The following is a 15,917-nucleotide window of genomic DNA, read 5'->3' as shown; positions in this document are numbered from 1 at the left end:
TTGCCACTATCTTAGATGAAAACAATGCATCCACGGTGCAATTCAATTGACGCCTGGCATGAAGCATTTTCACCTGGCTTCGCGTATCTGCGCCAGCAATGCCTGCGCCGCCAGCCTGCCGCTGCGCACTGCCGATTCCAGCGTCGCCGGATAATCGCTGGCGGTATAGTCGCCGGCCAGCAGCAGCTTGCCGAGGCCGGTGTCGTTGGCTGGCCGCGCCAGGCCCGGGGTGCAGGCGAATGTGGCGCGCTTCTCTGAAATGACCTGGGTCCAGGCGGGCGACGCCAGCTGCGGCTGCCTGAAGGCTGTGGCCAGCTGTGCGGCGACCGCTTTTGCCAGCGCCTCATGGCCGGCCTGTATAGCCTCGGACGAAGCACTGATGACGACTGCCAGCAAACCGGCCTGGGCCGCATCGAGCTGGCCGCGGTCGAATACGAACTGGCCCCAGGCGGCGCTGTCGCCGGCGTTTCCCGGATCGTCCAGCAAGGCGAAGAACGGGCGCGGCAAGCGCGTGGCGGCCGGGTACTGCAGGTAGCAGGTGGTGATCGGCTCGTAGTCGAAACCGCGCAAGGTTGCCAGCAGCGCCGCATCTGCGCAGCCATCCAGCAGCGTTGCCGCGGTTTCGGGCGGCGTGGCGATCACGACGGCGTCGAAATCCATGCTTGCCTCGCTGCCTTGCAGCTGCCATCGTTCGCCGTGGCGCTGCAGTTGCCTGATGCTGTGGCCGGATTCAACGTTGCCGCCGCGTTCCTCGATGAAGGCAGCCGCCTGTTGCGGGAACAGGTTGCTCAGATCGGTACGCGGCAGCAGCATGTCGGAGGCGCTCCTGCGGGCGCCCAGGCTGTCGCGCAGCACTGCCAGGAAAACCTGCGCCGAGGCTTGCTCCGGCGGGGTATTCAGCGCGGCGATGCAGAGCGGGCGCCACATCAGCCGGATCAGGCGCTCGGTCTGGTCGAACCGTTCCAGCAGCGTGCTGACGCTGCAATCGTCATGCAGTTGCCAGCCCATCCAGCGCGCCGCTGAAGAAAAGCGCGCCAGCGCCAGCTTGTCCTGGCGCTCGAGGCCGTCGGCGCGCAGCAATGCCGCCAGCAGGTGCAAGGGCGCCGGCAAGCGCGGAGCCACAAAAGTCATGCCGCCGCTATCGGCCGGGTAACACATCTGCAGCGGCAGGCGCAGCATGACGCTGGCCGGATCGATGCCGACCTTGCGCATCATTTGCAGGGTCTGGCTGTAGGCGCCCAGCAGGATGTGCTGGCCGTTGTCCAGTATGGTTTCGTTGATGTCGACGCGCCGGGCCCGGCCGCCGAGCTGGCGGCTGGCTTCGAACAAGGTTACCTGGTGGCCGGCCTGGGTCAGTTCGACGGCGGCGCTGCAACCGGCCCAGCCGGCGCCGATCACTGCGACCTGTTGCATTTCCATGGCCATGTCAGCGCAGGGGCAGGAGCCGCGATGCGACGCAGTCAGCCGCGCACATAGGTTTTCCAAGCCAGCCAGAGTTTACGGATCGGCGTGAGCGAAATGCGCTGGTTCAATACATGGAAGCCGTCGCGCTCGATTTCACCCAGCAGCGCGCGGTAGATGGCCGCCATCATCAGGCCGGGGCGCTGGGCGCGCCGGTCTGCCTTGGGCAGCAAGGCAAATGCTTCGTCGTAAGCCTGCTGCGCGCGCGCTACCTGGAAGCGCATCAGGTTGACAAAATTCTCGCTGTAACGCGCATTCAGGATGTCGGCGGCGGTGACATTGAATTGCTGCAGCTCGTTGACCGGCAGGTAGATGCGGCCCTTGCGGCCGTCTTCGCCGACGTCGCGGATAATGTTGGTGAGCTGGAATGCCAGGCCGAGCTTTTCGGCAAACTGCAGGGTTTGCGGCTGGCTCACGCCGAAGATGCTGGCCGACAGGATGCCGACCACGCCTGCCACATGCCAGCAGTATTGCTTCAAGCCCGGGTAATCCAGGTAACGGGTCTGGTTCAGGTCCATTTCCATGCCGTCGATAATGGCTTGCAGGTGCTTGCCTTCCAGTCCGTAAGGCTGCAGGTGAGGTTGCAGGGCCTGGGTGACCGGATGGGACGGATTGCCGGCCAGCATGGCGGCGATTTCCTTGCGCCACCACATCAGCTTGGTGCGCGCCACGCTTTCGTCGGTGCAATCGTCGACCGTGTCGTCCACTTCGCGGCAGAAGGCGTACAGCGCAGTGATGGCGCGCCGCCGTTCCGCCGGCAGGAACAGGAAGCTGTAATAAAAACTGGAGCCGCTCTGGGCGGCTTTTTGCTGGCAGTAATCGTCTGGGGACATGGATGTGGGGAGCAGCTTAAAAAACAATTTGCCCGAAGTATACGTAAGAATGCATAAGAGCGGCGTTGTGGTTTGCTGATTTTGTTGGCTTATCTCATGCGCAGGGCCCGCCAGGCAAGCAGCAGCCAGTCGGCCTTGCCCAGTTTCGGCCGTTGGCGGAACATGTCGTAATCCGCCGCTTCCAGCAGCTCCAGGATGCGCAGGCCGCCTTGCACCACCAGCCGCAATTCCCAGCCGATCCGGCCCGGCAGCCGCAGCGCCAGCGCCTGGGCACCGGTCATCATGTTGCGTGCACGCTGCACCTCGAACTGCATCAGCCGACGCCAGGCGTGGTCCACCGTGCCGCTGGCAAGCTGCGCCTGCGATACACCGAAACGCTGCAAGTCTTCCAGCGGCAGATAAATCCTGGCCTTGTCCCAGTCGATCGCTACGTCTTGCCAGAAGTTAATCAATTGCAATGCCGAACAGATGGCGTCCGAATCGCGCAGGTTCTGTTCGTTCGCCGCCCCATACAGGTGCAGCATCAGGGCGCCGACCGGATTGGCCGAGCGCCGGCAGTAGTCGAGCAGCTCGGGAAACTGGCTGTAGCGGGTGGTGACCACATCTTGCTTGAAGGCCGACAGCAGGTCGCGGAACGGCGCCAGCGGCAGCCGGTATTCCGCGATCACCTGTTCCAGCGCTTGAAACAAGCTGCTTTCCGCGGCCTGCTTATGTTCTATCCTGTCCAAAGCGGTCTCGTACGCATGCAATGCGCGCAGGCGCTGCTCGGGAGCGGCGTCGCCTTCATCGGCGATGTCGTCGGCGCTGCGGGCAAAGGCGTAGATCGCCCTGACTGCGGGACGCAGCCGGGCCGGCAGCAGCAGGGAGGCGACCGGGAAATTTTCGTAATGGTTGGTGGACATTAGGGCGGGTAGAATTTTTTTATTAAAAAAGCATTATTTGTCTCTAATTGTCCGGCATAAAAAAAGCTTTGGTCAAACTTAATCCGGCGCAATTATAATAACTGACCTGAAAGTTATTAATTTGTGAGAAGCTTCGGCAATCGATTGTTTTATGACCTGCCGAACGGTGCTGCGTAAACCGGCAACGACAGCTAACGACCGCCCAGAATAGTAAAGGAAAAAACGTGTTGACCCAGATAAATCCGCGTCCGTCCGCAGCTACCTTGGTGCGCATGCGCGCTCCCGGTTTGTTGCTTATTTGCACATTACTGTTGGCTGCCTGTTCCAAGCCCGCTGAAAAGGTCGAAGATATCCGCCCGGTGCGGGTGGTGGTGCTGAATCCGGCCAATGCCGACGTCACCTCTGAATTTCCGGGCGCGGTGCAGGCCCGCTATGAATCGCAGCTGGGTTTCCGGGTGGCCGGCAAGATCATTGCGCGCCAGGTCGATGTCGGCACGGTCGTCAAGCGCGGCCAGGTGCTGATGCGGCTCGATCCCAAGGACCTGCAGCTGGCGCAGGCGCAAGCGGTGGCCGCCGTCAGCTCGGCCGCCAGCAACCGCGATACCGCCAAGGCCGACCTGAAACGCTACCAGGACCTGCGCGACAAGAACTTTGTCAGCCAAGCCGTGCTGGATGCGAAAGATACCGCGTACAAGGCCGCGCAAGCGACTTATGACCAGGCCGAAGCCGCATTCAAGGGGCAGTTGAACCAGACCGCTTACGCGACCCTGGAATCGGATGTGGACGGGGTGGTCACCGCCATCAGCGCCGAAGCCGGCCAGGTGGTTGCAGCCGGCACGCCGGTGGTCAGCGTGGCTCGCCAGGGCGCCAAGGAAGTGGTGGTCGGGGCGCCGGAAAACCAGGTCGACAAATTGCGCGGCAGCAGCGATGTGCAGGTACGTTTGTGGGCTGATCCAAAACAAGTGATCCGCGGCACGGTGCGCGAGGTTTCGCCGATTGCCGATCCGGTGACGCGCACTTACGCCATCAAGATCTCGATCCCGGACGATACGCCTAACGTCAAGCTGGGCATGACCGCCTACGCCAGTTTCACCAGCAAGACCAGCGACAATGCGATCAAGGTGCCGCTCACCGCGCTGTTGCGGGTGCAGGACCATAGCGCGGTATGGGTGGTCGACGGCAGCACGGTGCACCAGGTGCGCCAGGTGCCGGTGCAGATCAACGGCCAGCACGGCAATGAAGTATGGATACAAGGCGACCTGCGCGCCGGCCAGCAGGTGGTGACCGCCGGCGTCAACCAGCTCAAGCCGGGACAGAAAGTCACGATCCTGAATGCGCCGGAAGGCAGCCTGCCGCCCGGCAAAGCGGTGGCGAGCCCGCCGCTGGCGTCCAATAATGCCGAACCTTCCGCAGCGGCGGCAACGGGCGGAGCAGCCCGATGAGCGATGACAAAAAAAACGGTTTTAATCTGTCGCGCTGGGCCCTGGAGCACATACCCCTGACGCGTTACCTGATGGTGGTGCTGGTGATCGGGGGCATCCTCAGCTATGGCCGCCTGGGGCAGGATGAAGATCCGCCGTTCACCTTCCGCGCCATGGTGGTGTCGGCGCAGTGGCCGGGCGCTACCGCCTTGCAGATGGCCGACCAGGTCACCGACAAGCTGGAAAAGAAGTTGCAGGAAACGCCGCACATCGACACCATCCGCAGCTATTCCAAGCCGGGCGAAACGCTGATCATCCTGACCTTGCAGGAATCGGCCCCGCCCAAGGAAACGGCGGATGCCTGGTACCAGGTGCGCAAGAAAATCAACGACATCAAGCAGACCTTGCCGCCAGGCGTGGTGGGGCCGTTCTTCAACGATGAGTTCGGCGAAACCTACGGCTCGATTTTTGCGGTTTCCGGCGACGGCTTCAATTATGCCGACGTCAAGGACTATGCCGATTTCGTGCGGCAGCAATTGCTGACCTTGCCCTCGGTCGCCAAGGTGGATTTGTTCGGCGTCCAGGATGAAAAGATATTCATCGAATTTTCGCAGAAAAAATTCTCGCAGCTGGGCATTACGGTGCAAGACATCGTCAACCAGCTGAGCGCGCAAAACGCCTTGCAGTCGACCGGGGTGCTGGCCACCGCCACCGACAACCTGCAGATCCGCGTCAGCGGTGCGCTGGCGTCGCCCAAGGACCTGGAAAACCTGCAGCTGCGGGCCAACAGCACTACCTTCAGGCTGGGAGATTTTGCCGTCGTCAAACGCGAATACCAGGATCCGCCGCAGACCAAGATGCGCTTCAACGGCAAGGAAGTGATCGGACTCGGCGTGTCGATGGCGAAGGGCGGCGACATCATCTCCCTGGGCAAGGACATGGAGAAGATGACTGCCCAGATCAAGGCCAAGCTGCCGGTCGGGATCGACCTCGAGCGGGTTTCGAACCAGCCGAAAATCGTCGCCGAATCGGTCAATGAATTCCTGAAGACCCTGATGGAGGCGGTGCTGATCGTGCTGGCGGTGAGTTTCCTGTCGCTGGGGTTCCATACCAAGCCGTTCCGCATCGACGTCCGGCCCGGCCTGGTGGTGGCCTTGACCATTCCGCTGGTGCTGGCGGTAACCTTCCTGTTCATGAGCATTTTCAGCATCGACCTGCACAAGATTTCGCTGGGCGCGCTGATCATCGCCCTCGGCCTGCTGGTGGACGACGCCATCATCGCGGTGGAGATGATGGTGCGCAAGATGGAAGAAGGCTTGTCGCGGCTGGAGGCGGCGACCTTTGCCTATACCTCCACCGCGATGCCGATGCTGACCGGAACCCTGATCACCGCCGCCGGCTTCCTGCCGATCGGCCTGGCCAAGTCGGCCGCCGGCGAATATACCTTTTCCATGTTTTCGGTGAATGCGCTGGCGCTGCTGATTTCGTGGCTGGTGGCGGTGCTGTTTACGCCCTATATCGGCTTCCTGCTGCTGAAAGTGAAGCCGGCGGCCGGCGCCGACGGCCGCCATGAATTGTTCAATACGCCGTTCTATACACGCGTCCGGCGCGCGGTCAACTGGTGCGTCGAGTGGCGCAAGACCACCATCGCCTTGACCTTGATGGTGTTTGCGCTGGGCGTGTTCGGCTTCAAGTTTATCGAAGAGCAGTTTTTCCCCGATTCCAGCCGGCCGGAGCTGATGATCGAGCTGTGGCTGCCGGAAGGTTCGTCGTTTGCCGCCACCGAAGCCCAGGCCAAGAAATTCGAGGCGTATATCCATGCCGCGCCCGAACTGGAAAGCATGACCACTTATGTCGGCAGCGGCAGCCCGCGTTTTTACCTGCCGCTGGACCAGATCCTGCCGCAGACCAATGTGGCGCAGCTGGTGCTGCTGACCAAGGACCTGGCGGCGCGCGACGCCTTGCGCCTGCGCATTACCGAAGCGTTCAAGCACGGTTTCCCGGAAGTCCGGGGGCGCGTCAAGCTGCTGCCTAGCGGCCCGCCGGTGCCGTATGCGGTGCAGTTCCGCGTCAGCGGCACCGACGCCGCCAAGGTCAGGACAATTGCCGACCAGGTCAAGAGCGTCATGAACGGCAATCCGAATATCACCGGCCTCAACGACAACTGGAACGAGTCGGTCAAGGTGCTGCGGATCGACCTCGACCAGGATAAGCTGCGCACGCTGGGCATCGGTTCGCAAACCGTGATGCAGACGGTGAACACCATGCTGACCGGCACCACCATCGGCCAGTACCGCGAACACGACCGCCTGATCGATATCGTGGTGCGCCAGCCGCTGGACGAGCGCGCCACCATCGACGCCCTGAACCAGGCCAACGTGCCGACCGCCAGCGGCAAGTCGGTGCCGCTGGCGCAGGTCGCCACCGTCAAGCTGGTGTGGGAGCCGGGCGTGGTGTGGCGCGAATGGCGTAATTGGGCGATCACGGTGCAGGCGGATGTGATCGACGGCGTGCAAGGGCCGACGGTGACCGCCCAGATCGATCCGCAGCTCGACAAGATCAGGGCCCAGCTGCCGCCCGGCTATATCATCGACGTCGCCGGCGCCGCCCATGACAGCGGCAAGGCGCAGGATTCGATCGCCGCCAATGTGCCGCTGGTGATTTTCATTATCTTCACTTTGCTGATGCTGCAGCTGCACAGCTTTTCGCGCTCCTTGCTGGTGTTCCTGACCGGGCCGCTCGGCGTGGCGGGTGCGGCGGCGGCGCTGCTGCTGTTGCAGCGGCCGTTCGGTTTCGTCGCCCAGCTGGGCGTGATCGCACTGTTTGGCATGATCATCCGCAATTCGGTGATCCTGATCGACCAGATCGAGCACGATATCGCCAACGGCGTGGCGCCGTGGAATGCGATTGTGGAATCCGCGGTGCGGCGCTGCCGGCCGATCATGCTGACCGCGGCGGCGGCGGTGCTGGCGATGATCCCCTTGTCGCGTTCGGTGTTCTGGGGGCCGATGGCGGTGGCGATCATGGGCGGCCTGATTGTGGCGACCGGCTTGACCCTGCTGTTTTTGCCGGCGTTGTATGCGGCCTGGTTCCGGGTCAAGAAGCCGCAGCCGGAGACCGCTGCGGATCACCACGGCTAAACGCGTAGAAATATGGCGAGAAAACAAGGCAGCCTCTCGCCATATCGGATGGCTTGCAGTAGAATAGCGGGCTGTCCAATCCTGCCGAGCGGGATTGCACTGTATTTGTTGGAAATGCGACCGTGGCGAAATTGGTAGACGCAACAGGTTTAGGTCCTGTCGAGAGCAATCTTGTGGAGGTTCGAGTCCTCTCGGTCGCACCAGCTGTGTCGATGATATCGATGTATTGGCGGCTGGCTAAGCATGGAAGAACCCTCTTGAAGAGGGTTTTTTTACGTCTGCGCGCATGGTCGTCAAATGCCGAGCGGCGGATCGTTTGTTCGGCATACAATCGCAATTTCTTTCCTGGAATAAATATGCATACAAAATCCCTGGGAGTGGCCGCTTTACTTGGCATGCTTGGTTTAGCGGCAATCGCCGCAGGCCCTGCGCAAGCGGCGTCGGAGCAGGTGGGCGAGGTGAGCACCGCATTCCGCTGGGTCGGGCGCAATGACCGCGTCGTGGTCGAGGCGTACGACGATCCCAAGGTGCAGGGCGTGACCTGCTACGTGTCGCGCGCACGCACCGGCGGCGTCAAGGGCACCGTCGGGCTGGCGGAGGACAGGGCGGAAGCCTCGATCGCCTGCCGCCAGGTTGCCGCGGTGCAGTTCAGCGCCAAGCTGCCGTTGCAGGAAGATGTGTTTACCGAGCGCATGTCGGTGCTGTTCAAGCGCCTGCATATCGTGCGGCTGGTCGACCCGAAGCGGAATACACTGGTCTACCTGACCTATTCGGATAAATTGGTCGACGGCAGCCCGCAAAACAGCGTTACGGCGGTGCCGGTGCCGGTCGGCAACCCGATTCCGCTCAAATAAGCAAGCTTATTGCCCGGGCGGAGCGACGCGTTTTGGCGCAACCGCCTGTTTTACGTATAGAATATCGGACTTTAGCGCGGCAGGGTTGGGGTGGAAATGACAACTTTTCATCGTTTTACCCCGCATTACCTTAGCCGCACCACGGAATTTTTAATTTTTGGACGATCCACATGGCAACTGCAGTCGAAACTCTGGATAAACTTGAACGCCGCCTTACCCTCACTATCGCTGTGAGCGAAGTGCAAACCGAAGTCGAAAAGCGCCTGAAGGTTCGCGCCCGCACTGCAAAAGCGCCTGGCTTCCGCCCAGGTAAAGTGCCGATGAAGATGGTCGCTGCACAATACGGCTACCAGGTCGAAACCGAAGTGCTGAACGACAAAGTCGGCAATGCCTTCAACACCGCTGCCAATGAAAACAACCTGCGCGTTGCCGGTTATCCGAAGATCGAGCCAAAGAACAGCGAAGGCGTGGCTGAAGGTACGCTGGCGTTCGACGCGACTTTCGAAATCTACCCTGAAGTCAAGATCGGCGACCTGACCGCCGTTGAAGTCGAAAAGACCAAGGCTGAAGTCAGCGATGCTGAAATCGACAAGACCATCGATATCCTGCGCAAGCAGCGCGTGCACTACCACGTCAAGGGCGAGCAAGGCGCGCACGGCGATGGCGGCAGCGACCTGACAGCCAAGAACGGCGACCGCGTGACTGTCGATTTCGTCGGCAAGATCGACGGCGTTGAGTTCCAGGGCGGCAAAGCCGACGACTACGCTTACGTACTGGGCGAAGGCCGCATGCTGCCTGAGTTCGAAAACGCGACCATCGGCCTGAAAGTAGGCGAAGCCAAGACGTTTGAACTGGCTTTTCCTGCCGATTACCACGGCAAGGATGTCGCCGGCAAGACCGCGGAATTCACCATCACGCTGAAGAAGCTGGAATGGGCGCACCTGCCGGAAGTCGACGCAGAATTTGCTAAATCGCTGGGCATCGACGACGGCGACCTGGTCAAGATGCGCGCTGACATCAAGCTCAACCTGGAGCGTGAAGTCGGTTCCCGCGTCAAGGCCAAGAACAAAGACAGCGTCATGGATGCGCTGATCAAGGTCAGCGACCTGGAAGTGCCGAAAGCGCTGGTCGAGCAGGATGTCGAGCGCCTGGTTGAAATGACCCGCCAGGATATGGCGCAGCGCGGCATGAAGGTCAACGACATGCCGTTCCCGCCGGAGCTGTTCACAGCCCAGGCTGAGCGTCGCGTACGCCTGGGCTTGATCCTGGCTGAAGTGGTCAAGGAAAACAAGCTGCAGGCAACCCCGGAGCAAGTCAAAGCCCAAGTGGAAGACTTTGCGCAAAGCTACGAAGACCCGCAACAAGTCCTGAAATATTATTTCAGCGATCGCCGCCGCCTGGCAGAGGTCGAAGCCCTTGTTTTGGAAGAAAACGTCGTTAACTATGTGCTGGGCAAATCGAAAGTGACTGAAAAATCGGTTGCATTCGATGAATTAATGAGCAACAACGGGCAACAAGCTTAATCAGGTGCAGTACCAAGGTCCAGGCGGCAAGCCTGGGCCGGTTCGGTGGTTTGATTAAGTTTTGAGCGCTCTCCATAAGGAAAAATATGACAGGCTTTAATCGTAATTCGGCACTGGATACTGACATGCTTGGCATGGTGCCTATCGTGATTGAGCAGAGTGGCCGCGGTGAGCGTTCCTATGACATCTATTCGCGCTTGCTGCGCGAACGCATCATTTTCCTGGTAGGCCCGGTCAACGACCAGACCGCCAACCTGGTGGTGGCGCAGTTGCTGTTCCTGGAAAGCGAAAATCCTGACAAGGATATTTCTTTATATATCAATTCTCCTGGCGGTTCGGTGTCTGCCGGCATGGCGATTTTCGACACCATGCAGTTCGTCAAGCCGGAAGTCTCCACCTTGTGCACCGGCATGGCGGCATCCATGGGTGCTTTCCTGCTGGCTGCGGGCGCCAAGGGCAAGCGTTTCTCGCTGCCTAACTCGCGCATCATGATTCACCAGCCTTTGGGCGGCGCCCAGGGTCAGGCTTCGGATATCGAAATCCAGGCGCGTGAAATCCTGTACCTGCGGGAACGCCTGAACGGCATCCTGGCTGACAAGACCGGTAGAAGCATTGAGCAGATCAGCAAGGATACGGACCGGGACAATTTCATGTCCGCGGATGCGGCTGTGGAATATGGCCTGATCGATAAAGTCCTGGCGACACGCGCTTGATTGCTGCGTAACGAATGAAACGCCCGGCCCCAAAGGTACGGGCGTTTTGCTTTTCAAAAATCGCCCAGGCGTGACGAATCCGGATTTCGCGGGTAAGATAAAATCCATACCGCGAATCGATGCTGTGGTCCACCCTCTATAGTTTTACTTAAACTCTGCCTTTATGTCTGATAAAAAATCTTCCAGCGGCGAAAAACTGCTTTATTGTTCCTTCTGCGGCAAAAGCCAGCATGAAGTGAAAAAACTCATCGCCGGGCCATCGGTATTCATTTGTGATGAATGTATCGATCTCTGTAATGACATCATTACCGATGAAGCATCGAACGTCGAAACGCTGGATGGTCAAAAATCGGAACTGCCGATCCCGCAGGAAATCAGCGAGCTGCTCGACCAGTACGTGATCGGCCAGGAGCCTGCCAAGCGGATCCTGTCGGTGGCGGTGTACAACCATTACAAGCGTCTCAAGCATCTTGGCAAGAAAGACGACATCGAACTGGCGAAGAGCAATATCCTGCTGGTCGGTCCGACCGGCTCCGGCAAGACCCTGCTGGCGCAAACGCTGGCGCGCATGCTGAACGTGCCGTTCGTGATCGCCGATGCGACCACGCTGACCGAAGCCGGTTATGTCGGCGAGGACGTCGAAAACATCATCCAGAAACTGCTGCAGAACTGCAATTACGAAGTCGAGAAGGCGCAGCGGGGCATCGTCTACATCGATGAAATCGACAAGATTTCGCGCAAGTCGGATAACCCGTCGATTACCCGCGATGTCTCGGGCGAGGGCGTGCAGCAAGCCTTGCTGAAACTGATCGAAGGCACCATGGCCTCGGTGCCGCCGCAAGGCGGGCGCAAGCACCCGAACCAGGACTTCGTGCAGATCGACACCACCAACATCCTGTTCATTTGCGGCGGCGCCTTCGACGGCCTGGCCAAGATCATTTCCGAGCGTTCGGAAAAGAGCGGTATTGGCTTTTCGGCAAATGTGAAGAGCCAGAGCCAGCGTACCTCCAGCGAAGTGCTGCTGGACGCCGAGCCTGAGGACTTGACGCGCTTCGGCCTGATTCCAGAGCTGGTCGGCCGTTTGCCGGTGATCGCGACGCTGGCCGAGCTGAATGAAGAAGCGCTGATCGAGATCCTGATTGCGCCCAAGAACGCGCTGGTCAAGCAATACTCCAAGCTGCTGCAGATGGAAGGCGCCGAGCTGGAAATCCGCCCTGCGGCGCTGCAAGCCATCGCCAAGCGCGCCCTGGCGCGTAAAACCGGTGCGCGCGGCTTGCGCTCCATCCTCGAGCACGTGCTGCTCGACGTTATGTACGATTTGCCAAGCCAGCAGAACGTCGCCAAGGTCGTGGTTGATGAAAATACCGTCAACAGCGGCGCTAAACCGTTGCTGATTTACCATGAGCAGCCGAAGGTGTCCGGCGCGAAATAAGGCGGTCAGGTTTGTCTGCCGGAGCAGGTCTTGCCAAAGGCCGGTTCCTGGCGGCGGCGCAAAACCGGGAAATTTGTAAAGCCATGTAAAAAGCAGGGGTTTAAGCCGGTTTTTAAGCCAAAAGTAGTACAATTTGCCAAAACATACGATTTGGCTTCAATCGCAAAGCCACCCGAAGTTACCTTCGCGTGTGGCTTTTTTATTGGCCATCGCAAACTAGTTGCAAATAGAAGTGGTGATTTATTGTTGAAACCGGGGCTTGAGTTTCGGCCACTCGTGCCAACATCATTAATAAGATTTTTTGATAGGGCTCACCATGACGACTTCTACATTTACTGAACAAACTCAGTTGCCTCTCTTGCCTTTACGGGATGTCGTGGTATTCCCGCATATGGTGATTCCACTGTTCGTCGGTCGCCCAAAATCGATCAAGGCGCTTGAAGCCGCGATGGAGCAGGGCAAGAGCATCATGCTCGCGGCCCAGAAAGCCGCAGCCAAGGACGAGCCGTCGCCGGACGATATTTATGAAATCGGCTGCGTCGCCAATATCTTGCAAATGCTGAAACTGCCCGACGGCACCGTCAAGGTGCTGGTGGAAGGGGCGCAGCGTGCGCGCATCCATCACATCAGCGAACTCGACACGCATTTTGTCGCCGACCTGACGCCGGTCGAATCCGAACTGGGCGATGAGGCTGAAGTGGAAGCGATGCGCCGCGCCATCGTTCAGCAATTCGACCAGTACGTCAAACTGAACAAGAAAATTCCGCCGGAGATCCTGACCTCGCTGTCCGGAATCGATGACGCTGGCCGCCTGGCCGACACCATCGCCGCCCACTTGCCGCTGAAGCTCGAGCAAAAGCAGGTCATCCTGGAAATCTTCAATATCGCCAAGCGTTACGAGCACCTGCTCGGCCAGCTCGAAGGCGAACTGGATATCCTGCAAGTCGAGAAGCGCATCCGCGGCCGCGTCAAGCGCCAGATGGAAAAATCCCAGCGCGAATACTATCTGAACGAGCAGGTCAAGGCGATCCAGAAGGAATTGGGCGAAGGCGAAGAAGGCGCTGACCTGGAAGAGCTGGAAAAGAAGATCCTGTCTGCCAAGATGCCTAAGGAAGCGCTGGAAAAGGCGCAGAGCGAGCTGAAGAAACTGAAACTGATGTCACCGATGTCAGCCGAAGCGACCGTGGTGCGCAACTACATCGATACGCTGGTCGGTTTGCCATGGAAGAAAAAATCCAAGGTCAACAACGAACTGGGTAATGCCGAAAAAGTCCTGGAAGGCGATCACTACGGCCTCGACAAGGTCAAAGAACGCATCCTGGAATATCTTGCCGTGCAACAGCGCGTCGACAAGCTGAAAGCGCCGATCCTGTGTTTCGTCGGTCCTCCGGGCGTGGGTAAAACCTCGCTGGGGCAGTCGATCGCCCGCGCCACCAACCGCAAATTCGTGCGGATGGCTTTAGGCGGCGTGCGTGACGAGGCCGAGATCCGCGGTCATCGCCGTACCTACATTGGTTCCATGCCAGGCAAGATCTTGCAAAGCCTGGCCAAGGTCGGGGTGCGCAATCCGCTGTTCCTGCTGGACGAGATCGACAAGCTCGGCATGGATTTCCGCGGCGATCCGTCGTCGGCGCTGCTGGAGGTGCTGGATCCTGAGCAGAACCATACCTTCTCGGACCATTACATCGAAGTCGATTTCGACTTGTCGGATGTGATGTTCGTGGCGACTTCGAACTCCTTCAACATCCCGCCGGCGCTGCTGGACCGGATGGAAGTGATTCGCCTGTCAGGCTACACCGAAGATGAAAAGACCAACATCGCGCTGCGTTACCTGCTGCCCAAGCAAATCAAGAACAATGGTTTGAAGGTCGAGGAAATCAGCCTGGCTGAAAGCGCGATCCGCGACATCATCCGTTACTACACGCGTGAAGCCGGGGTGCGTTCGCTGGAACGGGAAATCTCCAAGATCTGCCGCAAGGTGGTGAAGCTGCTGCTGTTGAAGAAGCAGGAGAAGAAGGTTGCGGTCACTTCCAAGAACATCGATAAATTCCTCGGTGTGCGGCGCTTCGATTTCGGCGTTGCCGAAAAAGAGAACCAGATCGGCCAAGTGGTCGGCCTGGCGTGGACTGAAGTGGGCGGCGAGCTGCTGACCATCGAAGCCGTCAAGATGCCGGGTAAAGGTGCAATCATCCGTACCGGCACCCTGGGCGACGTGATGAAGGAATCGATCGAAGCTGCACGCACGGTGATGCGCAGCCGCGCCGCGAAACTGGGCATCAGGGGCGAGGCGTTCGAGAAGAGCGATATCCATATCCACGTGCCGGAAGGCGCGACGCCAAAAGACGGACCGTCGGCCGGCGTCGGGATGACTACCGCCCTGGTCTCGATCTTTACCGGGATCCCGGTGCGGGCCGATGTCGCCATGACGGGTGAAATCACCTTGCGCGGCGAAGTCCTGCCTATCGGCGGCTTGAAGGAAAAACTGCTGGCAGCGCATCGCGGCGGCATCAAGACGGTGCTGATTCCAGAGCAGAACGTGAAAGACCTGGCCGAGATTCCGGACAACGTCAAGAACAAGCTGGAAATCGTACCGGTGCGCTGGATCGACAAGGTGCTCGAGATCGCCCTGGAGCGGCAGCCTGTGCCTTTGACCGACGAGGAAGCAGTGCTGGATGCTGCCGTCGCCAAGAGCAGCGAGAAGTCGGATCCCAGCGTGGTCAAGCACTGAGCCGGTGCCGGATCCGGATAAGCTATCGGATTCGCCAGCCTGATTCCTGTTTTTAAAAAGCGCTCGCGAGTGAACTGAACCCCAAAAGTTGGACAACAACTTTTGGGGTTTTTTCATATGTGCAAATGTATTTAATGTTGAATATATCAAGTTTGTAAAATCAGGTTAAACCTCCCCGTATCGCCGGGAAAGCGCTTGACACAAGGCTTTGCGGCTTGTTTAATACCAGCTGCAGATTTTTTTCTGCAGTCCATCTGCGATGATTTTTCGCACAAAATGCGGAACAAGCATCATCTCGAATTTCAATTCCTGTGAGGGGGCTTCAGTGAACAAAACCGAATTAATCGATCACATCGCCAAGTCAGCAGACATTTCCAAGGCCGCGTCGACCCGCGCTTTGGATGCCGTGATCGCCGCAGTTAAAACCACGTTGAAAAAGAACGGCTCAGTGACCTTGGTCGGCTTTGGCACGTTCTCGGTAGGCAAGCGCGCAGCACGCACCGGCCGTAATCCGCGTACCGGAGAGGCAATTAAGATCAAGGCAGCGAAAGTTCCTAAATTTAAGCCTGGCAAAGCGTTGAAAGATGCTGTAAACTAGCGTCTTTTGGCGTGGTGACAAACGCCAAATAAGTGGGCCTTGCAAAACCGTAGCGAGCGACCCAAGGTCGGTAGGAGAAGCGGAGGCGTGCGAAAGCACGGTGAGCATCGCAGTACCGAGATTGGGCCGCGCAGTAGGTTTTCGAGGTCAACTGAGATTTGCAAGCAGTTGTTTAGGAGTGGTAGTTCAGCTGGTTAGAATACCGGCCTGTCACGCCGGGGGTCGCGGGTTCGAGTCCCGTCCACTCCGCCAAAATACAAAAAAGGCGAACGAGAGTTCGCCTTTTTTCTTATGTACATCCGGTTTGTATTG

11 protein-coding genes and 2 tRNA genes are annotated in these 15,917 nt (G+C 59.0%); 10 read left to right on the top strand and 3 right to left on the bottom strand.

All coding sequences use genetic code 11. From position 1 onward, the window contains the following. Positions 1-69: 69 nt before the first annotated feature. The 3 genes from hpnE to hpnC form a co-directional block, all read right to left on the bottom strand. Positions 70-1,419, bottom strand: coding sequence for a hydroxysqualene dehydroxylase HpnE (gene hpnE, locus BM062_RS04785; RefSeq protein WP_254784924.1), 1,350 nt, complete (start codon positions 1,417-1,419; stop codon positions 70-72). A gap of 41 nt (positions 1,420-1,460) precedes the next feature. Continuing rightward, positions 1,461-2,294, bottom strand: a complete 834-nt coding sequence (hpnD, locus tag BM062_RS04780) for a presqualene diphosphate synthase HpnD (RefSeq protein ID WP_092393968.1) — start codon at positions 2,292-2,294, stop codon at positions 1,461-1,463. Positions 2,295-2,383: 89 nt separating this feature from the next. Then, the gene (gene hpnC, locus BM062_RS04775; protein WP_092393965.1) at positions 2,384-3,196 is read right to left on the bottom strand and encodes a squalene synthase HpnC; all 813 of its coding nucleotides are present in this window, start codon (positions 3,194-3,196) and stop codon (positions 2,384-2,386) included. A gap of 224 nt (positions 3,197-3,420) precedes the next feature. Between hpnC and BM062_RS04770 the strand changes: the two genes are divergently transcribed. The 10 genes from BM062_RS04770 to BM062_RS04725 all read left to right on the top strand — a co-directional run bounded on the left by BM062_RS04770 (position 3,421) and on the right by BM062_RS04725 (position 15,857). Then, a complete protein-coding gene (locus BM062_RS04770; RefSeq protein ID WP_092393962.1) occupies positions 3,421-4,638 on the top strand; it encodes an efflux RND transporter periplasmic adaptor subunit in 1,218 nt (405 codons plus the stop codon). After that, positions 4,635-7,757, top strand: coding sequence for an efflux RND transporter permease subunit (locus BM062_RS04765; protein ID WP_092393959.1), 3,123 nt, complete (start codon positions 4,635-4,637; stop codon positions 7,755-7,757). The genes BM062_RS04770 and BM062_RS04765 overlap by 4 nt, the downstream gene beginning before the upstream one ends. Before the next feature lie 116 nt (positions 7,758-7,873). Continuing rightward, positions 7,874-7,960: transfer RNA gene (locus BM062_RS04760), tRNA-Leu, on the top strand. A 153-nt stretch (positions 7,961-8,113) separates the two neighbouring features. Further along, positions 8,114-8,611 carry a CreA family protein gene (locus BM062_RS04755; protein ID WP_175500889.1) on the top strand — a complete coding sequence of 166 codons (498 nt, stop codon included), beginning with the start codon at positions 8,114-8,116 and terminating at the stop codon, positions 8,609-8,611. Between the two features lie 170 nt (positions 8,612-8,781). After that, positions 8,782-10,134, top strand: a complete 1,353-nt coding sequence (gene tig / locus BM062_RS04750; RefSeq protein WP_092393956.1) for a trigger factor — start codon at positions 8,782-8,784, stop codon at positions 10,132-10,134. Between the two features lie 86 nt (positions 10,135-10,220). Further along, the gene (gene clpP / locus BM062_RS04745; RefSeq protein ID WP_092393953.1) at positions 10,221-10,847 is read left to right on the top strand and encodes an ATP-dependent Clp endopeptidase proteolytic subunit ClpP; all 627 of its coding nucleotides are present in this window, start codon (positions 10,221-10,223) and stop codon (positions 10,845-10,847) included. Positions 10,848-11,010: 163 nt separating this feature from the next. Further along, the gene (clpX, locus tag BM062_RS04740) at positions 11,011-12,279 is read left to right on the top strand and encodes an ATP-dependent Clp protease ATP-binding subunit ClpX (protein ID WP_014006420.1); all 1,269 of its coding nucleotides are present in this window, start codon (positions 11,011-11,013) and stop codon (positions 12,277-12,279) included. Between the two features lie 316 nt (positions 12,280-12,595). Next, entirely contained in the window at positions 12,596-15,007 is a 2,412-nt protein-coding gene (lon, locus tag BM062_RS04735; protein ID WP_092393950.1) for an endopeptidase La, read from the top strand. Between the two features lie 325 nt (positions 15,008-15,332). After that, on the top strand, positions 15,333-15,605 hold the full coding sequence (locus BM062_RS04730) for an HU family DNA-binding protein (RefSeq protein ID WP_014006418.1): 273 nt from the start codon (positions 15,333-15,335) through the stop codon (positions 15,603-15,605). A gap of 175 nt (positions 15,606-15,780) precedes the next feature. Then, positions 15,781-15,857 (top strand) — tRNA-Asp (locus BM062_RS04725). The last annotated feature ends 60 nt before the right edge of the window (positions 15,858-15,917 follow it).

The sequence above is a fragment of the Collimonas sp. OK412 genome (assembly GCF_900112135.1).
Lineage (GTDB): Bacteria > Pseudomonadota > Gammaproteobacteria > Burkholderiales > Burkholderiaceae_D > Collimonas > Collimonas rhizosphaerae.
The sequence above is the reverse complement of the archived record's forward strand: the minus strand, read 5'-3'. Positions and strand labels throughout refer to the sequence as shown.